Source organism: Sporosarcina siberiensis (assembly GCF_042681925.1).
Taxonomy (GTDB): domain Bacteria; phylum Bacillota; class Bacilli; order Bacillales_A; family Planococcaceae; genus Sporosarcina; species Sporosarcina siberiensis.
Genome location: NZ_JBHUGI010000025.1, coordinates 51,413 through 74,598, shown reverse-complemented (window position 1 = coordinate 74,598; position 23,186 = coordinate 51,413). Strand labels below are relative to the sequence as shown.

Here is a 23,186-nt window from a genome sequence, read left to right as displayed (position 1 = left end):
TAATCTAAAGGAGCAAGCTCCAATAGATTCGCTCGACTTGCATGTATTAGGCATGCCGCCAGCGTTCGTCCTGAGCCAGGATCAAACTCTCCATAATACTAGCAGTCGATACGCAGTAAACTGAATATCGACTACCAGTGAATACAGAAACTTGAATAGCTCTAGTTTCTATGCTGGCATTAGAGAAGAATGAACTTTATTCTTCTAAAAGAGGAATAAAACCATTCTTCAATGATGTCATGTCGAAGGATTGAATTTCAATCCTTCTGGTTGTTTCTGTTCTTCTGACGGAAATCAGCTTACTTAGAAACGTTTATACTCTCTACACCGAAGTGTATCGAGTTTAAAAATTCTATCGACGTTTTGCTGTTCAGTTTTCAAGGTTCATTTGTAAATATCATATCTTGTTTTCACTAAGTTACTGTCGTTTCGACTGCAACTCTTATATCATAACAAATCGTGTACACCTTGTCAACAATAAGTTTCAACTTACTTTTTAAGTTGTTATTCATTATTTGTCACGGGTAATTTGCAACGACATTCAATATAACATCTATTAATTAAAATTGCAACCCTAAATTTGATACCAATTTGTATAGAGCCGAAAGGAACTTATAAACCGCATTAATATATATCTGATAGAACACGTTCAACAGCAATACTACGGTTTACCGTTAGATCCATAATCGAACCATTACTTAACTTTACCATTGGACGTAATTGAGCATCTCGATGAACAAACATTACTTCTCCTTCATCGCCGTTAGTCAGTCTAACCCTTGTTCCAATAGAAAGATCCCCCACTAAGTTCTGCAATGCTTGGATAACTTTTATATCAAACTTACCGAATTCTTCTTCTCTAATCATCTCAATCACTTTAAATGGCGATACTTTTTCACGATATACTCTTTCAGACGTCATTGCATGAAATACATCTGCAACTGCTACTATTTGAGCATATATTGAAATCCCTTCTCTTTTTTCTCCACGCGGATACCCACTACCATCTAATCGCTCATGATGTTGGAAGATAGCCAATTTCATTTCTTGGCGAAGTAAAGGAGTATCTTGGATCATTTGATAACTATAGATAGTATGTTTTTTTACTTCGTTAAACTCATTACTTGTTAAAAAAGCAGCTTTATCAATAATAGATTTATCAACCTTAGCCATTCCACAATCTGCAAGCGCACCTGATATGCCCACTTGTATTGTTTGTCCTGAAGGTAAATCCATTTGATTACTGATTGCCGAAGATAAGATTCCCACAGCGATAGAATGATGATACATATATTCTTTTATGTCCGAAAGTTCATTTAGTATTGTCAAAAACTTCTTTTGTCCAATGAATGCATCAACCAACGGTATCATAATAGTGCGTATTTTTGCTACGTCTGGCTTAATACCTGATTGCCAACTGCTAAATTCTTTTTTATACTTTTGTACCGCTTCACGATATAAAGTTACCAAGTCCATTTGATTCATTGGTATTTTTGAAAGAATATCATCAGGATCAATAGAAGCTAAGTCATTCGGATTCAGAGATTCTTCTTTCTTAATAACAACAATCTCTTGAACTTTTACTTTCTTTATATCAAAAGCATTTAATATTTCTATATGTTCAGCTGTAAGTTCAGAGTTTTGTCTAATAATAGGACAACTTGTATTCGCAAATACATCTTCATTTATTGTTAATCCTGGACGCAGGTCACTTACTTTTACATAATTATCTTCCATTATGACATTCTCCAACTTTCTTTTCTTTTCTTTCTTTTCTTTTTCTTTCTTTTCTTTTCTTTATTTTAACTTTACCTTAGATATCGATAGAAATCGATTTTTATATAAAAAAGTTGTTAGAATGGTCATAAAACCACACTAACAACTCTTCTTTACTTAGGATTCACTCTCGTCATCTTCAACTGAGTTTGTTTCTGTTTCCATTTCAGCATCATTATTTATAATGACTTCTTCAGTACCCTCTTCATCGATACCTTCAACTTCTATCTCTTCTTTTAAAACCTTTGCCACTGTTGCTACCAACTCGTCTTCTCCAAGTCGAATAAGTCGAACTCCTTGCGTGCTTCTACCGATGACGGATATATCTTCGATAGCCATACGAATTAATATTCCATGTATCGTTATCAACATTAGATCTTCTGTTCCGTCTACAGCTTTCATAGCGACAAGTAATCCGTTTCTTTCAGTTACATTTAGTGTTTTCAGTCCATAACCGCCACGTGATTGGATACGATACTCCTCAATTGGTGTCCGTTTTCCAAATCCTTTTTCAGTTACTACTAAAATTTCCTCGCCATCGCTGACAATATCCATTCCTACAGCAATATCACCTTTACGCAAGCGAATACCACGTACACCGCCTGCTACCCGGCCCATTGTTCGGATATCTGTTTCATTAAACTTAATAAGCATACCGTTTTTAGATCCAATGACAATGTCTTGATCTCCATTTGTCATTTTGACTCCGATTAATTCATCATCACCACGTAAGGTAAGAGCAATTAAACCGTTTGAACGAATATTAGCAAATGCAGAAACCGGCGTTCTCTTAGCAATACCATTTTGAGTAACGAAAAAGAAGTATTTATCTTCTTCAAATTTATCAACCGGTATCATTGCCGTTACTTTTTCATCCTTGTCAACACCAAGTAAGTTGATGATTGGAAGTCCCTTGGCAGTACGACTGAATTCAGGCACTTGATATCCCTTCGTACGGAAAACACGACCTTTACTAGTAAAGAACAAGATTGTGTCATGAGTCGAAGTATTAAGCATATGCTCAACAAAGTCATCATCGTTTGTTCCCATACCTTGGATTCCACGACCGCCTCGGCGTTGACTACGATAAGTGTTTGCAGGTAAACGTTTAATATAACCATTATGAGTAAGTGTCAATACTGAGTTTTCAACAGGAATTAAATCCTCATCCTCAATCATTTCTGCTCCACCTAATGTTATTTCAGTTCTACGTTTATCTGCAAAGCGCTCTTTTACTTCAAGTAATTCTTCACGAATAATTTCGAGCAATTTATCCTCATCCGCTAAAATTGAGCGTAGTTCAGTGATAAGAATCTGAAGTGTATTGTATTCTTCCTCAATTTTATCACGTTCAAGACCCGTTAACCGTTGAAGACGCATATCTAGAATCGCTTGTGCTTGTCGTGCAGACAACTCAAACTTCTCAATTAACCCGGTTTTTGCTTCATCCGTTGTTTTTGAGCCACGAATTAAAGATATGATTTTATCAATATTGTCCAATGCAATTCTAAGACCTTCTAGAATATGTGCACGATCTTCAGCTCTTTTTAAATCGTATATTGTTCGTCTTCGAATAACGACCTTTTGATGCTCTAAGTAATGATATAGGATTTCTTTCAATGCCAATATTTTTGGTTGTCCATCAACAAGCGCAAGCATATTAACACCAAAGCTGGATTGCAAAGCAGTTTGTTTATATAGGTTATTTAATAAAACATTTGCATTTGCATCTCGTCGTACCTCTATAACAATACGCATTCCTGTTCGATCTGACTCATCTCTTAAGTCCGTAATACCTTCAATCTTTTTCTCACGGACAAGTTCAGCAATCTTTTCGATTAATCTTGCTTTATTTACTTGATAAGGTAATTCGTTCACTAATATTGTTTCTCTTCCGTTTGGTTGGATTTCGATTTCAACCTTACCGCGAATTAAAACTGAACCGCGCCCTGTTTCATAAGCTCTTCTTATTCCACTGCGACCAAGAATTATTCCGCCTGTTGGGAAATCCGGACCTGGAATAATCTCCATCAATTCCTCTGTTGTAATGAGTTCATTGTGAGAGAGCGCAATTACTGCATCAATCGTTTCTCCGAGATGATGTGGAGGTATATTTGTTGCCATACCTACCGCTATACCAGAAGTTCCATTAACAAGTAAATTAGGATAACGACTTGGTAACACGACTGGTTCTCTTTCTTGTTCATCGTAATTATCTTGATAATCAACGGTATCTTTATTAATATCGCGTAGTAACTCCATAGCAATCTTGGACATGCGTGATTCTGTATAACGCATTGCTGCTGCAGAGTCTCCGTCTACGGAACCGAAATTTCCATGACCGTCGACCAACATATATCTATAGTTAAAGTCTTGTGCCATCCGAACCATCGTCTCATACACAGCACTGTCACCATGCGGATGGTACTTACCTATAACGTCCCCAACAATACGGGCTGATTTTTTATGTGGCTTATCAGCAGTGTTTCCAAGATCTTGCATTGCATAAAGAATACGGCGATGGACCGGTTTTAAACCATCTCTAACATCAGGGAGAGCACGTGAAACAATGACACTCATTGCATAATCAAGGAATGAAGTCTTCATTTCAGTACTTATATTAATTCCCTGTACACCACGTTCTGGCATATCTGACATTTTTGTAGACTCCTTTCAACTCAAGCGAATAAGGTAAATCACGCATCTAGATTTTTTACATACATTGCATTATCTTCGATAAATTTCCTACGGGGCTCAACGTCATCACCCATAAGTTGTTGAAAAGTGGAATCAGCGTCAATCGTATCCTCAAGTTCTACTTTGAGCAATGTGCGTTGTTCAGGATCCATCGTTGTATCCCATAGTTGTGTTGCATCCATTTCACCAAGTCCTTTATAGCGAGTAATAACAGGCTTTGGTGATTGTGAAAGCCGCCCTAGAATTTCTTGAAGTTCTGGTTCTGTATAGCAATACTCTTCGTGTCTACCTTGCTTTATTCTGTATAAAGGTGGTTGTGCAATATAAATGTATCCCGCCTCAATAAGTGGTCTCATAAAACGGAAGAAGAATGTTAAAAGTAGTGTCCGTATATGTGCTCCATCTACATCGGCATCGGTCATTATAATAATTTTATGATAGCGTGCTTTCTCAAGTGTAAACTCTTCGCCAATACCAGTTCCAAGTGCTGTAATGATCATTCGTATTTCAGCATTTCCTAGAATACGATCAAGTCTGGCTTTTTCGACATTTAGTATCTTTCCGCGAAGTGGTAAAATAGCCTGGAAATGACGATCACGACCATTCTTTGCAGAACCACCTGCGGAGTCTCCTTCAACAATGTACAGTTCACTTATCGCTGGATCTCGGGATGAACAGTCTGAAAGTTTACCTGGAAGACTGGATACTTCAAGTGCCGATTTTCTACGCGTGAATTCCCGAGCATTTTTTGCTGCGAGTCGAGCACGTGCAGCCATTAAGCTCTTGTCAATAATTTGACGTGCAGTTGTTGGATTTTCAAGTAAAAAACGTTGAAGTCCTTCAGAAAATAAAGAGTTCGTTATTGTGCTTACTTCAGAATTTCCTAGTTTAGTCTTTGTTTGACCTTCAAACTGAGGATCTGGGTGTTTTATAGAAATAATTGCAGTCAAACCTTCACGGACATCATCTCCAGATAAGTTTGAGTCTGCTTCTTTTAAAGAACCATTTTTACGTGAATAATCATTTATAACGCGTGTTAGTGCGGTTTTAAAGCCTGATTCATGTGTTCCGCCTTCGTACGTATTAATATTATTTGCAAAAGAATATAAGTTCTCTGCATAGCCACTATTGTATTGCATAGCAATTTCAATCGAGATGCCGTCTTTTTCACCCTCAATATAGATGGGTTCCTCGTGTATAGGCTCTTTATTTTTATTTAAATGTTCAACATACGATTTGATGCCGCCTTCGTAATAATAAGTATCTGTTCGACCTTTATCATCGCGTTTGTCTGTAATTGAAATTCGAAGACTTCGATTTAGATATGCCAGTTCTCTTAATCGATTTGCAAGAATATCATATTCAAATGTTGTTGATTCAGTAAAAATTTCTTTATCTGGTTTAAAACGTACTCTCGTTCCTGTTTCAGTAGCCTCACCAATAACACTCAGTTCCGTGGAGACTACTCCTCTATCAAATTTAATATAATGGACTTTATTATCACGTCTAACATATACCTCTGTCGTTTCAGATAAAGCGTTTACGACCGCTGCACCAACACCGTGAAGACCACCCGAAACTTTATAACCTCCACCACCGAACTTACCTCCAGCATGTAGAATCGTCATAATTACTTCAACGGCAGGTCGTCCTGTCGATTCCTGTGTACCAACCGGAATTCCACGTCCATTATCAGTGACACAGATATAGTCGTCCTTTTCCATAACGATCTCGATATGATCACAATAACCTGCAAGTGCTTCGTCAATACTGTTGTCGACAATTTCCCATACAAGATGGTGAAGTCCTTTCGAGCTCGTTGTCCCAATATACATACCAGGGCGTTTGCGAACCGCCTCAAGTCCTTCAAGTACTTGAATCTGATTTTCATCATAAGCCATCTGTATATCTTTCTCATCCATTGCCAAACTGTTCACCTTCCCCTTCAAAATGCATAACTTAGCTAGTTAATGATAACGATTGTTTTAAAGTCTGCTTGTATATTATTCTTCGCTATCGATTCCCTTAGTTACTTCGCCAGCTTCAACTTCAAATATGTCGGCTTGACGAATTGTTTCGTGATCAATGCCCGCAATATTTGTCGTTGTAACAAACGTTTGAACTTCACCCTGAATTGTATTCAGTAAGTGAGATTGACGATAATCATCAAGTTCTGATAATACGTCATCTAAAAGGAGCACTGGTGCTTCTCCTACTTCTTGTTTTACAAGTTCAATTTCAGCAAGTTTTAGGGATAGAGCTGTTGTCCGCTGCTGTCCTTGCGAACCATAGGTCTGGATATCGTATCCATTGACAAAAAAGAATAAATCGTCTCTATGTGGACCTATTAAAGTAAGTCCTCGGTCTAGCTCTTGACGCTTTGCTTCAAGAAGTCTTTGTTCTAGAATCGATTCCATCTCTTCTGTAGTCTGTCCCGAATTAAGTTGTTTTAATGTCCCATAGGATACTTTAAGTGTTTCCATTCCGCGGGAAATACCTTTATGAATAGGTTCTGCCCATTTTTGCAGCAATTCCATGAAATAAAACCGTTTACGAATAATTTGTATGGCAACTTTAATATATTGCTCATTATATACGTCAAACATAACATCTTTAAAATCTGCTTTTCCACGGTTAGCTTTTAATATTGCATTACGTTGTTTAAGAATCTTTTGGAATGTTAAAAGATCATGAAGATAGACTGGAGATATTTGTCCAATTTCCATATCCAAAAATCTTCTTCTAACTTGGGGACTTCCTTTTACAAGATTCAAATCCTCAGGCGCAAACATAACCACATTTAACTGGCCAATATACAAACTGAGACGATTTTGCTCAAGATGATTCACCCGAGCCCTCTTTCCTTTTTTGGAAAGAATGAGCTCGAGTGGAAGTCCTCCACGTTTACGTTGAACATACCCTTCTATTTTACCATATTCCTGATCCCAGCGTATTAACTCACGATCATTCGATGTTCTATGCGACTTTGCCATGGACAGAACGTAGATTGCTTCCATAACATTTGTCTTTCCTTGAGCATTTTCACCAATTAATACATTGATTTTTGGAGAAAATGATAAATCAAGTGATGCATAGTTTCGGTAATTGGTTAATGCAAGACGTTCAATGTGCATTCGTTGATCCTTCAGTTATTCCTACGATTTTAAACTTTCCAACTTCAGGAATCGATATTTTATCACCGTCGTACAGCTTTTTACCGCGTCTTTGCTCTTTTTCTCCATTTACATAAACGACGTATTCTTCAAGGAACCATTTAGCCATGCCGCCCGAGCTAATTGCATCCGTCATTTTAAGTAATTGACCTAGCGTTATATATTCAGTATCTATTTTCAAGTCATTCATTCATCTTCAACCCTTCGTTTGTTAGTCTATCCCTACAGTTTACAGAACTTTTGTCCATAAGTAAAAGAGGATAGCCATTTATAGACTATCCTCCTAGTTTCAATATGTCCGTACAGGCAAGATAAGTTGTAAAATTGTATCGTCATTTGCCGATTTTAAAATGAATGGACGCATGGCTCCTGTGAATTGAATTGTAATATCCTGGCCATCTATCGCACGTAGAGCGTCCATCATGTACTTTGCACTGAATGAAATATTTAAGTCTTCACCAGTAATAGTAATTGCTTCAATTGTTTCTTCTACTTTACCAACTTCGGGCGAATTAGAAGAAATTTCGATTGATTTTCCTTCACCAGCTGAGAAACGAACGATATTATTTCGTTCTTCTCTAGCGAGTAGTGAAGCTCTATCAATAGATTGAAGAAGGGAACGACCATTTACAGTTACCGAAGTCTTAGATTCATCTGGAATGAGTCTTGACGTATCTGGGTAATTTCCTTCTAACAATCGTGAATAAAATAATACATTTCTTGTTTTAAACAAAACTTGTTGGTCGGCAATAATAATTTCCACGGATTCTGTATTATCAGGCAGTATTTTGTTTAGCTCTTGCAAGCTCTTTCCTGGAATTACAAAACTAAAAGGTTCCAAGGGCATTTCATCTGGAGAAGTTAATCTTCTCGCAAGTCTGTGACTATCTGTTGCTACACAGGATAATTTACCTTCTTTTGCTTCCCAATGTACTCCAGTAAGTATTGGTCTAGTTTCTTGTTGTGATACTGCAAAAACTGTTTCTCGAATGATTGACTTCATAAGGTCAGAGGGCATTGAAAAACTGTTGTCGTCTTTTACATCTGGAAGTATTGGATAATCCTCAGGATCTGATCCAATAAGTTTAAATTCAGATTTACCGGAACTGATGTGTGTTTGTAAACCTGTTTCAGTTTCAATCATTACGTTATTTGTTGGTAATTTACGAATAATTTCATTGAAAACTCTTGCTTGTAATACAATACTTCCTTTTTCGACAACCTTTATGTTTTGTTCACCATCTTTTTCAGTTGGCACAAAAGTACGAATTGTAATATCCGAATCACTACCGGTTAATGTCATACCTTTTTCTTCAATATCAATTTTAATACCAGTCAATATTGGAATTGCGACTTTCTGACTTATGGCTTTCATAACATCATTTAAAGCATCGAGTAATTCGTCTCTATTAATTTCAAATTTCATTTTGTAACCTCGCTTATATATTAATATTAGTAATTAATAAATAGTAGTAATAGTAGTAGGGCCTGTGGATATGTTAGCAAGCAGTTCTAGCATAGTAAATATAAGGTTTTCCACATGTGAATAACCTGTTCACGGCTATGCGAAACTTGTTATGGGTTATCAACAGATCACCCTCTACCCAAAGAACTTTTAATGTCTTTAACATCTTGTTGTAAAGATTCGTCATTTTTCAACATCGTTGCAATTTTATCGTGAGCATGAATAACAGTTGAATGATCGCGACCACCAAATTCAGATCCAATTTTAGGCAAAGAGAAATCGGTCAGTTCTCTTGATAAATACATAGCAATTTGACGAGGAAAGGCAACTAAGCGTGTTCTTTTTTTTGCCGAAAAGTCTTCTAGCCTCATATTGAAATGTTCTCCAACCTTTTTTTGTATATCAAGTATTGTAACTGTTCTTGGTCTTGCATTCGGAATGATATCTTTCAATGCATCAGCAGCAAGCTCCATTGTAATATCATTATTAACTAGGGAGGAATAAGCAACGACACGTATTAGTGCACCTTCTAATTCACGAATGTTTGAATCTATTTGGTTTGCAATGTACATCATAACCTCATTAGGGATATCAATAAGCCCATCCGCTTTAGCTTTCTTACGTAAAATAGCAATTCGAGTTTCTAAATCAGGCGGAGTGATATCTGTAATGAGTCCCCATTCAAATCTAGATCTAAGCCTATCTTCAAGTGTAGGAATCTCTCTTGGAGGGCGATCACTGGAAATGACGATTTGTTTAGCTTCTTCGTGGAGTGTATTGAATGTATGGAAAAACTCTTCTTGTGTTTGTTCTTTTCCAGCTAGAAATTGAATATCATCTATTAAGAGCACATCTACATTGCGGTACCGATTACGGAATTCGACCGCTTTGTTATCTCTAATCGAATTGATGAATTCGTTTGTAAACTTTTCAGATGTTAAATACACAACTTTTGCGTTTGGATCTTGATCCATTACATAGTGGCCAATGGCGTGCATTAAGTGAGTTTTTCCCAAACCGACGCCACCATAGATGAATAGTGGATTGTATGCTTTAGCTGGTGCTTCTGCAACTGCAAGTGATGCTGCATGAGCAAAGCGATTACCAGAGCCAATTACAAATGTATCAAAAGTATATTTTGGGTTAAGCATTCCCGGAATTGTACGTGTTCGAGATTTCTCTAAAGTCTTAACGGCTGGTTTTGGCAATACAAAATCAATTTCTTCCATCTCTTTTGGTACAACGAATTGAATAAGGCGATCTTCGCCCGTTAATTCGGATAAGATTCCGGTAATCAGATGTATATAATGATTTTCAAGCCAATCCTTTGCGAAGGAGTTGGGTGCCGCAATTGTAACTTCTTCTTCACCATAGGACATCAACTTCGTTGATTTTAGCCAAGTTTCAAAACTAGGCCTTGAAATTTTCTGTTCGACTTTTTCTAAGACCTTAATCCATAAATCTTCTAAGTGTTCCAATACTGTGTCTCCTTTACATATAAAATAAAGTGCGAGAAGATATGTATTATACACAGTTTTCTCATATGTGGGTAACTGTTATGCAAATGTGTTGAAAAATCTATCCACAATGTATTAACAACTGTGGATAGATAATTTACTGTTAAATATACGCACAAGCAAATTCTAATTAATTGTAACAGGGAAGTTCCATGAATACAAGGACTATGCCGACTTATCCACAAGGTCCGCAGATGTGGACAAACCTTTTATCCACAAGGCTTAGCATGTGAAAAGATTGTAGATAAGCCCTGTGGATTAAAATAATCTTAAAAATAATATAACCAAGCTGCTCCACGAAATAAAATCTTAATGTGGATAACTTCGCTTTGAAGAATCAAGGAATAAATAGTAACTATAATGATGGAAAAAGGAATCAATAAATAAAGGTTGACATTTGACTAAGAAAACGTATATACTATTCAAGACTGTCAGGGGAATTAAACCGACAATCATGCAGGAGGTGTCTTAACAGATGAAACGTACATTCCAACCAAATACACGTAAACGTAGTAAAGTCCACGGCTTCCGTGCTAGAATGAGCACGAAAAGCGGGCGCAGAATTCTTGCAGCTCGTCGGCGCAAAGGAAGAAAAGTGCTATCAGCATAAGGCCACTGAACCCTCAGTGGTCTTTTTTTCTTTATAATTAAATTGGAGCAGGTGTATATAATGAACAAACGCCAGCGAATAAAAAAAGATGAAGAGTTCCAAACTGTTTTTAAAAACGGTAAGTCCTTTGCTAATCGACAATTTGTCGTTTATTGTTATAGAAAAGAAAGTCAAGACACCTTTCGAATAGGTCTATCTGTTAGTAAAAAGGTAGGAAATGCTGTTACAAGGAATCGAATTAAAAGATACATAAGACAGGCATTTCTTGAAATGAATGAAAGTCTTCAAAATAATATGGATTATGTGATCATTGCCCGTCATCAGGCAGCCAAAATTGATTTTCATGAAACAAAGAAAAGTTTGCAACATGTTCTGCGTATCGCGCGTGTTTTAAAGAAAGAATTTAAGTAGAATGCTGCATATGAAAATGTTAAGATTGAAGAAGCAAGTAAATTTAGTGGATACAGCTTATTAGAATCTAATATTTGCACTCATATTTAAGCGGACCATAAAATGGTCTTACTATAGAAGAGTAGATTTGGGGGAAACAATTTGAAGAAGAAGTTATGGCTCATTCTCATGTTAACGGCATTGTCTGTATTTCTTGCGGGTTGTTCGGAATTCAACAATCCAATTTATGCTGACAGTTCAGGATTTTGGAATGAATACATTGTTTGGCCATTAGTATCCCTTATAACGGTGTTTAAAGACTTGCTTGGTACATACGGATATGGAATTGTTGCAGTTACAATAATTATTCGACTTGTTTTATTACCATTAATGATTAAACAAACACAAAGTTCTAAAAAGATGCAAGAAATTCAGCCAGAGCTAAAAGCTCTTAAAGAAAAGTATAAATCTAAAGATGCTGTTACACAGGAAAAGTATCGTACAGAGATGCAAAAGATTATGTCTGAAAAGAAAATTAATCCTGCGGCGGGTTGTCTACCAGTAATTATTCAAATGCCGATATTAATTGGTTTTTATCATGCAATTAGTCGTATGAATAGTACACCCGAAATTGTAATTGGTAAGTTCCTTTGGTTCGAACTTGGAGTTCCGAGTATTACACTTGGAATAATTGCTGGTCTTATGCAATTTGTTGTACTTCGTACTGGACCTGCAATGGACAATCCACAAATGAAAATTATGATGTACATCATGCCGTTCATGATTATGATTTTCGGAACATTTTTACCAGCGGCACTTGCACTTTATTGGGTAATTGGTAACTTTATTTCGATCATTCAAAACTTCTTTATCTACAAACCATATAAGAAAGTAGAAGTGGAGCCTATAAAAGTAGGAGGGAAAAGAAAATGAAAAAGTTGACGCGAAGGGGAGCCAATATTGAAGAGGCGATCTCAGCAGCATTAAAAACACTCGGCGTAATGCGTGAGCAAGTGAAAGTCGAAGTGATCGATAAAGGGAAAAAAGGATTTCTCGGTTTCGGTGCAAAAGAAGCTGAAGTAACCGTAACCGTCACAGAAGTAATTGGAATTTCTCCAGCTCTAGAAGATGCAACTGAATCAGCACCAAAAAGTAAAAATCCCGAAGTTCTATCACCTTTGACAAATACGAGTGAGGAACTAGAAGATCATGCGATTCTTCCTTCTGAGAAGCATGAAGATGATCTTGCAGAACAACCTTCTGACAAAAATGCGATTATAGAAACAGAAAACTATTTGAAGCAAATATCTGAAGGAATGGGTATAAATGATTTTCAAATTACATCTCAAGTCGATGGAAAGTATGTAACCTTTCAACTTGAAAGTAAAAAAGCAGCACTTTTAATAGGTAAAAGAGGACAAACACTGAATGCATTACAACAGTTATCACAGCTTGTTACTAATAAGTATGCTTCTCAGTTTAAAGTGGTTCGGATTGACGTTGGTGATTATCGAGATCGCAGGGAACAATCTTTAGAACAACTTGCGGAGCGAATGGCGGACAAAGCAGTACGTTCTGGACGAAAAGTTCAACTCGAACCAATGCCTTCTTATGAAAGAAAAGTAATTCATAATGCTTTATCTAATCGACTGGATATTGAAACTTTTTCAGAAGGATCCGATCCATACAGATATTTAACAATCGAACCAATTCGATAAAAAGATATTCCCCACAACGAAGTGATTACTTCTATGTGGGGATTTTTTGTCTAAAAAATTGAAGGTTGATGAATTATCCACATATTTGCGTTTGTTGTACTATGAGAAAATGCATATTTGTGATAATATATTATGTTAGATAGTCATGTCCGAAACATGTTGTCAACATGTGAATAACGTATGCCAGGAAGGTGAAAAAATGCAATTTGATACAATAGCCGCTATTTCTACCCCTATGGGTGAAGGGGCAATCGCAATTGTCAGACTAAGTGGGGATGAAGCTATCCAAATAGCAGATACTATTTTTCATTCACCGGGAGGCAAAAGTTTAGCAAAAGTAGATTCACATACAATCCATTATGGAAATCTTATAGATCCAAACACGAAAGAGATTGTTGAGGAAGTAATGGCATCTGTTATGAAGGCGCCAAAAACTTTTACACGAGAAGATGTTGTTGAGATAAACTGTCACGGAGGAATTGTGGCTGTGAATCGAGTACTTGGTTTACTTCTTAGAGAAGGCGCTCGTCTTGCAGAACCAGGCGAATTTACAAAGCGTGCTTTTCTAAACGGTAGAATCGATTTGTCTCAAGCCGAAGCAGTTATGGACTTAATACGTGCAAAAACAGATCGAGCAATGGACGTTGCGCTTAATCAGATGGAAGGTAAGCTATCTAGACTAATTGGCGAGCTCCGACTTGCTCTTGTAGAAACACTTGCAGAGGTCGAAGTGAAAATAGATTATCCTGAATATGATGATGTTGAGGAAATGACTGTTCCACTTATGATAGAGAAGTCTATGTGGGTCAGAGAAGAAATCGACAAGTTATTACTAACCTCATCACAAGGGAAAATTCTTCGTGAAGGACTTTCTACAGTTATTATAGGTCGACCAAACGTAGGTAAATCCTCACTTTTAAACAGTCTTGTACAAGAGAATAAGGCAATTGTTACCGAGATAGCAGGAACAACGCGTGATATAATAGAGGAATACGTAAATATTAGAGGTGTACCATTACGTCTCGTAGATACTGCGGGTATTCGCGAAACAGAAGATATTGTGGAACGAATCGGTGTTGAAAGATCCAGGAAAGTATTGAAAGAAGCAGATTTGATATTGCTTGTTTTGAATGGTTCGGAAGAGCTTTTAGTAGAAGATGAGCGGCTGTTTGAAGCAGTATCTGGAATGGATTTAATCGTTGTTATTAATAAAACGGATCTACCGCAAAAGATTAATATGCAAAGAGTATTAGAACTTACAGGTGTAGATAAAGTTGTTACTACGTCACTTCTAATCGATGAGGGAGTAACAGAGCTTGAAGAAGCCATTGCAGAACTCTTTTTCGAAGGAAATCTCGAATCGAATGACTTAACATATGTTTCAAATGCAAGACATATAGCACTTCTTCATCAAGCTCGTGCAACTATCGATGAAGCACTTGGTGCAGCTGAATTAGGGGTTCCGATTGATATGATACTAATAGATGTTACACGAACTTGGGAAATACTCGGTGAGATAATCGGAGACACTGTCCAAGAAAGTTTATTAAACGAATTGTTTTCACGTTTTTGCCTCGGAAAATAAAAATCAAAAGATAGAAGGTAGGAATAGAACATGCCACAATTTGAAGCAGGCACGTTCGATTGTATAGTAATCGGAGCCGGCCATGCAGGTGCTGAAGCAGCTTTATCCGCCGCTAAAATGGGAGCCTCCACACTTGTACTAACTATGAATATTGATATGGTAGCTTTTATGCCATGTAATCCTTCACTTGGCGGTCCCGCTAAAGGGATTGTCGTACGTGAAATAGATGCCCTGGGTGGGGCAATGGGGAAAGTAATCGATAAGACCCATATTCAAATGAGAATGTTAAACACGGGTAAAGGTCCAGCTGTTCGAGCACTTCGTGCACAAGCAGATAAGGTACTTTACCAACAGGAAATGAAACGTCTTCTTGAAGAACAAGATAACTTAACGCTTCGTCAAGGAGTTGTTGAGGAACTAATCGTAGAAGAGAACGAAATCAAAGGTTTAATTACACAAGTCGGTGCAATTTATCGTGCAAAAACAGTTATTGTAACAACAGGTACCTTTTTACGTGGAGAAGTTATTATTGGTGATTTGAAATATTCAAGTGGTCCGAACAATCAGATGCCTTCCATTAAACTCGCGGAAAATATTAGTAAACTTGGTTTTGAAATGGTGCGATTTAAGACAGGAACACCTCCGCGTGTAAATAGTCGTACAATCGATTATAGTAAAACTGAAATCCAACCAGGTGACGATATCCCTCGAGCGTTTAGTTTTGAAACGACTGAGTATATTACCGATCAATTACCTTGTTGGTTAACATATACAACAGCAACAACGCATGAAATTATCAATGAAAACATTCATTTATCGCCAATGTATTCTGGAGTAATTCAAGGTAAAGGACCGCGATACTGTCCTTCTATTGAAGACAAGATTGTCCGATTTGCTGACAAATCACGTCACCAAATATTTCTAGAGCCTGAAGGACGAAATACACAAGAAGTCTATGTTCAAGGATTATCAACAAGTTTACCTGAACATGTACAAAGACGACTTATAGAAAGCGTTCCTGGACTTGAGAATGCAGAAATGATGCGTGCAGGGTATGCTATTGAATATGATTCGATCATTCCTACACAACTTTGGCCAACATTAGAAACAAAGAAAATACGTAATCTTTATACTGCTGGACAACTTAACGGTACTTCTGGCTATGAAGAAGCTGCTGCACAAGGATTGATGGCAGGTATTAATGCTGCTGCTCGAGCTCTTGGAAAAGAAGAATCTATACTTAGCCGTTCTGAAGCATATATCGGCGTATTAATCGATGATTTGGTTACAAAAGGTACGAGCGAACCTTATAGACTATTAACATCACGTGCAGAATATCGATTATTACTTCGTCATGATAACGCAGACCTTAGATTAACTGAGATTGGATTCAATCTTGGGCTAATCGATGAAAAACGTTTTGCTTCCTATCAATTTAAAAAACAACAAATAGAAGATGAAGTGAAACGATTACGTAAAGTAACGATAAAGCCAAGCGAACATGTTCATGAAGTTATGCGTGAAACGATTGGGACTGAATTAAGAGAACCAATGAAAGCCGCAGATCTCTTGAAGCGACCGGAAATAAACTACAGTCAGATTGCGAAAATGATACCTTTATCTGAAGAACTGTCAGAAGCTGTTCAAGAACAAGTTGAAATTTCAATAAAGTACGAAGGATATATCGCAAAATCGATGCAACAAGTTGATCGAATGAAAAAAATGGAAAACAAGAAGATTCCTGATAATATTGATTATGAAGCTATTTCAGGAATCGCTAATGAAGCGAGAGCAATACTCAACGAAGTTAGGCCGTTATCGATTGCTCAAGCTTCACGCATGCCTGGTGTTAATCCGGCTGATATATCTATTCTTCTTGTTTATATCGAACATGGAAGAATCGCTAAAATCTCAGGCTGAATTGGTTAGGCCGATGTGGATTTGCTATCCATGTCGGTTTTTTATTAACTTTAATAGTTATGTACTTTTATTAATTAGGGGGGAAGTTGATGAACGAGGAACAATTCTTTGAAGCACTTAAAGAGAAGGGAATCGAGTTGGATTCCAACCAAAAAATTCAATTCCATTCGTACTATGAATTGCTCGTCGAATGGAACGAGAAAATGAATTTAACGGCAATAACAGATAAACCATCTGTGTATTTAAAACATTTTTATGATTCGATTACAGCTGGATTTTTTATAAACTTAAACGAAAGAAAAACAATATGTGATGTAGGGGCTGGAGCTGGATTTCCGAGCATACCTCTTAAGATTTGCTTTCCAAATCTAGAAGTAACCATCGTAGATTCATTAAACAAAAGAATCAGTTTCCTGGAGAACTTAGCAGATCAATTAAAACTTGAAAACGTTCACTTTGTTCATGCAAGAGCAGAAGATTTTGGACAAAACCCTGTATATCGGGAGAAGTTTGATATTGTTACTGCAAGAGCGGTAGCACGTTTATCAGTTCTTGCTGAACTTTGTGTACCACTTGTTAAAAATGGTGGTATGTTTGTATCTATGAAAGGTGCTGCGGCAGAAGACGAATTAGTAGATGCTGAAAAGTCGCTTTCAATTCTTGGTGTAACACTTAAAGAAGAGCATTCGTTCAAATTACCGGAAGAGAATAGTGATAGACATATCTTTATTTTTAATAAAACTAAAAGCTCTCCAAAAAAATATCCGCGTAAACCGGGGATCCCAAATAAGTCTCCGATTAGTTGAAATGTTTCACGTGGAACAATAATTAAAGAGGATATTCTATAAGTATCCCGAACTAATTAAAGTATGGAGTAGTTTTGAAAAGGTGGTGCCTTGATTGAAAAGTCCGTTTTCACGTTTTTTTGGTAGTGGAGATAAAGGTGAAGAGAAAAGTGATGATTCAGAAATAACGTCAGAGAACCATTCTGAAAAAATCGTTCAAGTAAAGATTGACTCAATAAAACCTAATAAATATCAACCTAGATCCATTTTTTCTGAAGAAAAGATCGAAGAGTTAGCTAGAACAATTCATACACACGGTGTGATTCAACCAATTGTTGTTCGTGAAATTGGCGAAGGTCAGTTTGAGATAATTGCAGGAGAACGTAGATATCGCGCGATAAAGACATTGGGTTGGTCGGAAGTTCCGGCTATCATACGAAATTTAGATGATAAAGAAACGGCATCTGTTGCACTCATTGAAAACTTACAACGTGAGGAATTAACCGCTATTGAGGAAGCTTTTGCTTATGAAAAATTATTAGAACTTCATTCTTTAACGCAGGAAGCTTTAGCTCAAAGATTGGGAAAAGGTCAATCAACTATTGCAAATAAATTAAGGTTATTAAAATTACCTGAAGAAATAAAAACTGCAATAATGACGAAAGAATTATCTGAGAGACACGCAAGGGCACTTATACCACTAAAAGAAGCTGATTTGCAAATCTCGATATATAAAGAAGCTGTAGAAAATCAAATGAATGTTAAGCAGTTGGAAGTTAGAGTTCAAGAAGTTTTAAATCCAAAAGAAAAAGAAGCGAAAAAACAAGTCCCTAAAAGAAAATCAGTTAGTAGGGATGTTCGTATTGCAGTTAATACGATACGACAGTCATTCGCACTTGTAAGTAAAAGCGGAATAGATTTGGTTACCGAAGAAGAAGACTCTGAAGACTTTTATACAATCACAGTAAGAATTCCGAAGAAAAAGTAAGGAAACTCTTGCATCATTATTGGCAAGAGTTTTTATCTGTAGGTTTATCTCACATCAAATATTGAACATTGTTCGTTAAAACGATTGATTTCTTTTTCTAGCTAGAGATTTCATATGAACTTCTTTAATCGTCGCCGTAGGAATGTACTACATAATGCAAACACCAATGGGTTATAAATGTTTCACAATATTATCAAAGCTGCTAATTGAAAATTATACTTCTTTTTTAGTTAGTATTGGTCATTGTGAATAGCTACCTTTGAAGGAATGACAAGTGTAGTTTGCAAAACAGAGAATAAGGTATGAAATTATATTTTAAAAGTAGGAAAGCAGGTGCAAGCGTGGGTAGAATAATAGCGATTGCCAACCAGAAGGGTGGCGTCGGCAAGACAACGACATCTGTAAACTTAAGTGCTTGCCTTGCTCATATCGGCAAAAAAGTACTTTTAATAGACACTGATCCACAAGGTAATGCAACCAGTGGTGTGGGTATTAATAAAGGCGATGTTCAACAATGTATTTACGATATTCTAATTGATGATGTTAATATAAAAGAGGTAATTTTATCAACTAAAGTTCCAAACTTAGATATTATTCCAGCAACAATTTCATTGGCGGGTGCAGAAATTGAGTTGGTATCAACGATTTCAAGAGAAGTACGAATGAAACATGCAATTCAGGAAGCGAAGGAAATGTATGATTATATTATCATCGATTGCCCACCTTCTCTTGGATTGCTTACCATTAATGCGTTGACTGCTTCTGATGCAATACTGATTCCAGTACAATGCGAATATTATGCACTTGAAGGACTTAGCCAGTTGTTAAGTACAATTAGACTTGTCCAAAAACATTTAAACGAGGACTTAATGATTGATGGTGTTTTATTAACGATGTTTGATGCACGGACGAATTTAGGTATCCAAGTAATAGAAGAAGTAAAAAAGTATTTCCAAGATAAAGTTTATAAAGCTATTATCCCGAGAAACGTTCGGTTGAGTGAAGCACCAAGTCACGGGGAACCAATTATTATTTATGACCCTAAATCACGCGGAGCAGAAGTATACTTAGAGTTGGCAAAGGAAGTGGTGCGCAATGGCTAAAGGTCTTGGCAAAGGTGTAAATGCTTTATTTCCTGGTGAGTCTCTTATTAAAGCAGAGTCTGTTGAACAAGTTAATGTAAAAAGTATAAAAGCGAACCCGTTTCAACCACGCAAAGTATTCGATGAAAAAACAATTGCTGAGTTAAGCGATTCAATTAAAGAACATGGTATTCTTCAACCTATTATTCTTCGAAAAAAAGGAATGTCCTATGAAATTGTTGTAGGTGAAAGAAGATATCGAGCAGCAAAGCTTGCCGGACTTCAGGAAGTTCCAGCAGTCGTTCGTAATCTTACAGACGAAGAAACTATGGAACTTGCTATTCTTGAAAATCTTCAAAGGGAAGATCTTACTCCAATTGAAGAAGCAGAAGCTTATCAGAATCTTATGGAAAACTTGAAACTTACACAAGAACAGCTTGCATTTCGTTTGGGTAAAAGCAGATCACATATTGCAAATCACGTTCGATTACTCTCGCTTCCAAAAAAGGTTCGATCATATATTATGGATAGTAAATTATCAATGGGGCACGGGCGAACCTTACTCGGAATTCGAAAAAAAGAACAGATTTCATTGGTAGCAGAAAGAGTATTAAGAGAAGGTCTCAATGTTCGTCAATTAGAGCGACTCGTCCAAAAAATGAATGAAGATGTTCCACGTGAAACAATTCCAGAAGTTAAAAAGGATGTATTTATTGTGGAACAGGAATCTAATCTACGTGACTATTTCGGGACTAGCGTTAAGATTACGAAGAGGAAAGATAAAGGTAAGATTGAAATTGAATTCTTCTCTGAAGAAGATTTAGAACGAATACTAGAATTATTGAATGACTGAATCGATACCTATTTTGCACAATTGCAAAATGGGTATTATTTATAAAATGGATGTGGTTGGTTGATTTTATTTGGAACGGTAGTTAATGTTATTTTAATAATAATTGGAGCTATAATTGGTCGATTTCTACATAATATTCCTGAACGTATGAAAGAAACAGTAATGTATGGAATTGGGTTAGCCGTTACTGTAATAGGAATACAAATGACATTTGAAAGTACACAAATTCTTATCGTAATTATTAGCATTGTCTTAGGAGCTGTTCTTGGAGAACTTGGGAATTTGGATGGTAGAATAAATAAATTAGGTGTATGGATGGAAAGTAAGTTGCCTAATCGTAACAATGGACCGGGAGTCGCCCAAGGATTTGTAACAGCAACACTCATTTTCGCTGTAGGATCTATGGCGATAATTGGAGCAATTGATAGTGGGCTTAGAAATGATCACGATGTTCTTGTGATGAAAGGAATAATTGATGGCTTTACTGCAATCATTTTAAGCTCAACACTGGGTATAGGAGTTGCGTTTGCAGCAATTCCTGTACTTTTATATCAATCTATTATTACGTTATTTTCAACACAAATAAGCCGATTTATTCCAGATGGATTATTAGAGTTTTTTATTTCTGAAATGACTGCAACTGGCGGATTAATGATTATTGCAATTGGTTTAAATTTGATTGGATTGACAAAGATAAGGGTAGCAAACCTAATTCCCGGTATTTTTGTAGTAGCTGTTGTTGTAACGATTGTCTATGCATTCTGATTTAGAACGGTTGTATGCAAGTAACAATGCTCGAGAAAGTGTTCGACTCATTTCAAAGGGAAGATGCAATCTTGTGCTCTGTAGTACAGCGTGTTCCATGAATCCAGCAATATTTACAATTCCTTTAATGGAGATATTACCAACTGCGGGTAGCTCTTTACCAACTGCTTTACCAGGTTGAAGAGGGCCATTGTGAATTAGTAGTTGTCCAATCGAACTAGATTTTCCAAGACAGGCATCGATGGCAACGATATAAGAATTAGGTTTCATTGCAATTGTCTCGTCAAACTTTACTTGTAAGTTAAGTGCATGTAGTGGGTTTTCCAAGGTACCGAATACGGGAAAAGGGAATATATGTGATTCCGTAAGTCGTGACCCGGTAAGAGGTCCTAATGAGTCGCCGGTAGAACGATCCGTACCGATGCAAAAGAAAGTTAAATCAGAAGAGTTAAAGGGAAGATGTTCGAGAAACACTGAACTTAACTTCCAAATTGCCCCTGATTCTTCGAAATGAATTCGATAATCATAAGTAGATATAGTGGTTGCTCTCATGACAAAACTCCATTCGTTATTATTTTAGAAGTATATGCAAAAACAGACTTAATTATACGAAAGGGGATAGCAATGGCTTTAAAAGAAGAGGTAGTAGAAGCAACATCAAATATTAAAAGTGTTTTGGATGTAGTTAAAAAATTAATATTTAATGAGGAAACCTGGGTTAAAGTAGGGTTTACTTCCATTAAGATTGTTTTTATCATTTTAATATCCTTTATTATCGTATCTGTTTTGAAATCAGTTATTAGAAGAGTGTTCTCTCTGAAATTAAAATCACGCTTACGGCCAACAGAGCGACGTGAAAAAACGTTAGTTAAGTTATTAGAAAATGCCGTTTCCTATATAATATATTTTGCAGCCATCCTTGCTATTCTTGCTGAGTTTATAGATATAAGCGGATTACTAGCGGGTGCAGGGGTTCTTGGTCTGGCTATCGGGTTCGGTGCTCAGAGTTTGGTGAAGGATGTAATCTCAGGGTTTTTCATCATTTTTGAAGACCAGTTCTCAGTAGGAGATTATGTTATGATCGGCACAGCTTTAGGTACTGTAGAAGAAATAGGACTTCGCACAACTAAGCTAAGTGCATATGGTGGGGAGATTCACATCATCCCGAACGGAAATATTGCTGAGGTCATCAATTATTCAATCAACAATTCATTAGCTATTATCGATGTACGCATTGGTTACGATATAGATATCCAACGTGCAGAAGACCTTATTGAAGAGTTTCTAAAGAGTCTACCGATTGGTTACGGCGGACTCATTGCTCAACCAACATTAATAGGTGTTCAGGATTTGGCGGCATCTGAAATTGTATTCGGTGTAACTGCACAAACAGAACCAGTTATGCAGTGGGCCTTTGCTAGAATATTCCGCAAAGATTTAAAATTATTTTTAGATCAACACGGCATCGAAATTCCTTATCCAAAAATGGTTGTATATCATAAGGAAGAACGGGGTGAGCAGGAATGAATGTTAAAGAATTCATGTTAAATGACATTGTTGAAATGAAAAAGCAACATCCTTGTGGAACAAACGCGTGGAAAATCATTCGTATGGGTGCAGACATTCGAATAAAATGCGAAGGTTGTGGTCACAGCGTTATGATTCCGCGTAATCAATTTGCAAAGAAAATGAAAAAGGTACTTCTGAGAACCGATTCTTGAAGGTAAAATAGACTTTTACCGCAGTTATCACTATAATAAAAGAGTTGCAATCAGATTAATAATTACTTTATGTGTAATTAATGAAAACTCCCATCAGGGGATAAATGTAGTGAGCTATTTTTGGCAGTGTCTTAACACGGG

At 36.8% G+C, this 23,186-nt stretch carries 21 protein-coding genes and 1 rRNA gene; 13 read left to right on the top strand and 9 right to left on the bottom strand.

Annotated elements, in window-relative coordinates; translation table 11 throughout:
• The 8 genes from ACFSFY_RS09955 to dnaA all read right to left on the bottom strand — a co-directional run.
• Positions 1–97, bottom strand: a 16S ribosomal RNA gene (locus ACFSFY_RS09955); the annotation flags it as partial.
• A 527-nt stretch (positions 98–624) separates the two neighbouring features.
• Positions 625–1,737: an HD-GYP domain-containing protein gene (locus tag ACFSFY_RS09950; protein ID WP_381537695.1), complete on the bottom strand. Its 1,113-nt coding sequence runs from the start codon at positions 1,735–1,737 to the stop codon at positions 625–627.
• A gap of 156 nt (positions 1,738–1,893) precedes the next feature.
• Complete coding sequence (gyrA, locus tag ACFSFY_RS09945) at positions 1,894–4,434, bottom strand: DNA gyrase subunit A (RefSeq protein WP_381537693.1); 2,541 nt, start codon at positions 4,432–4,434, stop codon at positions 1,894–1,896.
• Between the two features lie 38 nt (positions 4,435–4,472).
• Complete coding sequence (gyrB, locus tag ACFSFY_RS09940; RefSeq protein ID WP_381537691.1) at positions 4,473–6,395, bottom strand: DNA topoisomerase (ATP-hydrolyzing) subunit B; 1,923 nt, start codon at positions 6,393–6,395, stop codon at positions 4,473–4,475.
• A gap of 81 nt (positions 6,396–6,476) precedes the next feature.
• Positions 6,477–7,607, bottom strand: a complete 1,131-nt coding sequence (recF, locus tag ACFSFY_RS09935) for a DNA replication/repair protein RecF (RefSeq protein WP_381537688.1) — start codon at positions 7,605–7,607, stop codon at positions 6,477–6,479.
• A complete protein-coding gene (gene yaaA / locus ACFSFY_RS09930) occupies positions 7,597–7,836 on the bottom strand; it encodes a S4 domain-containing protein YaaA (protein WP_381537686.1) in 240 nt (79 codons plus the stop codon). Before yaaA ends, recF begins: the two co-directional genes overlap by 11 nt.
• A 99-nt stretch (positions 7,837–7,935) precedes the next feature.
• Positions 7,936–9,072, bottom strand: coding sequence for a DNA polymerase III subunit beta (gene dnaN / locus ACFSFY_RS09925; RefSeq protein WP_381537684.1), 1,137 nt, complete (start codon positions 9,070–9,072; stop codon positions 7,936–7,938).
• Positions 9,073–9,239: 167 nt separating this feature from the next.
• Complete coding sequence (gene dnaA / locus ACFSFY_RS09920) at positions 9,240–10,589, bottom strand: chromosomal replication initiator protein DnaA (protein WP_381537682.1); 1,350 nt, start codon at positions 10,587–10,589, stop codon at positions 9,240–9,242.
• 514 nt (positions 10,590–11,103) lie between these two features.
• Here dnaA and rpmH point away from each other — a divergent pair.
• The 11 genes from rpmH to ACFSFY_RS09865 all read left to right on the top strand — a co-directional run bounded on the left by rpmH (position 11,104) and on the right by ACFSFY_RS09865 (position 21,324).
• Positions 11,104–11,238, top strand: a complete 135-nt coding sequence (rpmH, locus tag ACFSFY_RS09915; RefSeq protein ID WP_269051528.1) for a 50S ribosomal protein L34 — start codon at positions 11,104–11,106, stop codon at positions 11,236–11,238.
• Between the two features lie 60 nt (positions 11,239–11,298).
• Entirely contained in the window at positions 11,299–11,649 is a 351-nt protein-coding gene (gene rnpA / locus ACFSFY_RS09910; protein ID WP_381537679.1) for a ribonuclease P protein component, read from the top strand.
• Between the two features lie 141 nt (positions 11,650–11,790).
• Positions 11,791–12,561, top strand: a complete 771-nt coding sequence (gene yidC / locus ACFSFY_RS09905; RefSeq protein ID WP_381537677.1) for a membrane protein insertase YidC — start codon at positions 11,791–11,793, stop codon at positions 12,559–12,561.
• Positions 12,558–13,346 (top strand): RNA-binding cell elongation regulator Jag/EloR, encoded by a 789-nt coding sequence (jag, locus tag ACFSFY_RS09900; RefSeq protein WP_381537675.1) that lies wholly within the window; start codon positions 12,558–12,560, stop codon positions 13,344–13,346. Before yidC ends, jag begins: the two co-directional genes overlap by 4 nt.
• A 199-nt stretch (positions 13,347–13,545) precedes the next feature.
• Entirely contained in the window at positions 13,546–14,931 is a 1,386-nt protein-coding gene (gene mnmE / locus ACFSFY_RS09895; protein ID WP_381537673.1) for a tRNA uridine-5-carboxymethylaminomethyl(34) synthesis GTPase MnmE, read from the top strand.
• Positions 14,932–14,961: 30 nt separating this feature from the next.
• On the top strand, positions 14,962–16,851 hold the full coding sequence (gene mnmG, locus ACFSFY_RS09890; RefSeq protein WP_381537671.1) for a tRNA uridine-5-carboxymethylaminomethyl(34) synthesis enzyme MnmG: 1,890 nt from the start codon (positions 14,962–14,964) through the stop codon (positions 16,849–16,851).
• Between the two features lie 89 nt (positions 16,852–16,940).
• Positions 16,941–17,657 (top strand): 16S rRNA (guanine(527)-N(7))-methyltransferase RsmG, encoded by a 717-nt coding sequence (gene rsmG / locus ACFSFY_RS09885; RefSeq protein WP_381537668.1) that lies wholly within the window; start codon positions 16,941–16,943, stop codon positions 17,655–17,657.
• 94 nt (positions 17,658–17,751) lie between these two features.
• A complete protein-coding gene (gene noc, locus ACFSFY_RS09880; RefSeq protein ID WP_381537666.1) occupies positions 17,752–18,624 on the top strand; it encodes a nucleoid occlusion protein in 873 nt (290 codons plus the stop codon).
• 341 nt (positions 18,625–18,965) lie between these two features.
• Positions 18,966–19,727, top strand: a complete 762-nt coding sequence (locus tag ACFSFY_RS09875) for a ParA family protein (protein ID WP_381537705.1) — start codon at positions 18,966–18,968, stop codon at positions 19,725–19,727.
• Positions 19,720–20,559 carry a ParB/RepB/Spo0J family partition protein gene (locus ACFSFY_RS09870; RefSeq protein WP_381537664.1) on the top strand — a complete coding sequence of 280 codons (840 nt, stop codon included), beginning with the start codon at positions 19,720–19,722 and terminating at the stop codon, positions 20,557–20,559. Before ACFSFY_RS09875 ends, ACFSFY_RS09870 begins: the two co-directional genes overlap by 8 nt.
• A gap of 60 nt (positions 20,560–20,619) precedes the next feature.
• A complete protein-coding gene (locus ACFSFY_RS09865) occupies positions 20,620–21,324 on the top strand; it encodes a DUF554 domain-containing protein (RefSeq protein ID WP_381537661.1) in 705 nt (234 codons plus the stop codon).
• On the opposite strand, the gene yyaC is transcribed toward ACFSFY_RS09865, so the two are convergent.
• Entirely contained in the window at positions 21,268–21,876 is a 609-nt protein-coding gene (yyaC, locus tag ACFSFY_RS09860; RefSeq protein WP_381537659.1) for a spore protease YyaC, read from the bottom strand. The genes ACFSFY_RS09865 and yyaC overlap by 57 nt on opposite strands.
• Before the next feature lie 72 nt (positions 21,877–21,948).
• Between yyaC and ACFSFY_RS09855 the strand changes: the two genes are divergently transcribed.
• The gene (locus tag ACFSFY_RS09855) at positions 21,949–22,851 is read left to right on the top strand and encodes a mechanosensitive ion channel family protein (RefSeq protein ID WP_381537657.1); all 903 of its coding nucleotides are present in this window, start codon (positions 21,949–21,951) and stop codon (positions 22,849–22,851) included.
• Entirely contained in the window at positions 22,848–23,045 is a 198-nt protein-coding gene (locus tag ACFSFY_RS09850) for a DUF951 domain-containing protein (protein WP_381537655.1), read from the top strand. The genes ACFSFY_RS09855 and ACFSFY_RS09850 overlap by 4 nt, the downstream gene beginning before the upstream one ends.
• The last annotated feature ends 141 nt before the right edge of the window (positions 23,046–23,186 follow it).

What these genes read in the sequence shown, in the direction of transcription:
- ACFSFY_RS09950 (WP_381537695.1), bottom strand. Translation starts at nt 1,737, where the DNA reads ATGGAAGATAATTATGTAAAAGTAAGTGACCTGCGTCCAGGATTAACA.
- gyrA (WP_381537693.1), bottom strand. Translation starts at nt 4,434, where the DNA reads ATGTCAGATATGCCAGAACGTGGTGTACAGGGAATTAATATAAGTACT.
- gyrB (WP_381537691.1), bottom strand. Translation starts at nt 6,395, where the DNA reads ATGGATGAGAAAGATATACAGATGGCTTATGATGAAAATCAGATTCAA.
- recF (WP_381537688.1), bottom strand. Translation starts at nt 7,607, where the DNA reads ATGCACATTGAACGTCTTGCATTAACCAATTACCGAAACTATGCATCA.
- yaaA (WP_381537686.1), bottom strand. Translation starts at nt 7,836, where the DNA reads ATGAATGACTTGAAAATAGATACTGAATATATAACGCTAGGTCAATTA.
- dnaN (WP_381537684.1), bottom strand. Translation starts at nt 9,072, where the DNA reads ATGAAATTTGAAATTAATAGAGACGAATTACTCGATGCTTTAAATGAT.
- rpmH (WP_269051528.1), top strand. Translation starts at nt 11,104, where the DNA reads ATGAAACGTACATTCCAACCAAATACACGTAAACGTAGTAAAGTCCAC.
- rnpA (WP_381537679.1), top strand. Translation starts at nt 11,299, where the DNA reads ATGAACAAACGCCAGCGAATAAAAAAAGATGAAGAGTTCCAAACTGTT.
- jag (WP_381537675.1), top strand. Translation starts at nt 12,558, where the DNA reads ATGAAAAAGTTGACGCGAAGGGGAGCCAATATTGAAGAGGCGATCTCA.
- mnmE (WP_381537673.1), top strand. Translation starts at nt 13,546, where the DNA reads ATGCAATTTGATACAATAGCCGCTATTTCTACCCCTATGGGTGAAGGG.
- mnmG (WP_381537671.1), top strand. Translation starts at nt 14,962, where the DNA reads ATGCCACAATTTGAAGCAGGCACGTTCGATTGTATAGTAATCGGAGCC.
- rsmG (WP_381537668.1), top strand. Translation starts at nt 16,941, where the DNA reads ATGAACGAGGAACAATTCTTTGAAGCACTTAAAGAGAAGGGAATCGAG.
- ACFSFY_RS09870 (WP_381537664.1), top strand. Translation starts at nt 19,720, where the DNA reads ATGGCTAAAGGTCTTGGCAAAGGTGTAAATGCTTTATTTCCTGGTGAG.
- yyaC (WP_381537659.1), bottom strand. Translation starts at nt 21,876, where the DNA reads ATGAGAGCAACCACTATATCTACTTATGATTATCGAATTCATTTCGAA.
- ACFSFY_RS09855 (WP_381537657.1), top strand. Translation starts at nt 21,949, where the DNA reads ATGGCTTTAAAAGAAGAGGTAGTAGAAGCAACATCAAATATTAAAAGT.
- ACFSFY_RS09850 (WP_381537655.1), top strand. Translation starts at nt 22,848, where the DNA reads ATGAATGTTAAAGAATTCATGTTAAATGACATTGTTGAAATGAAAAAG.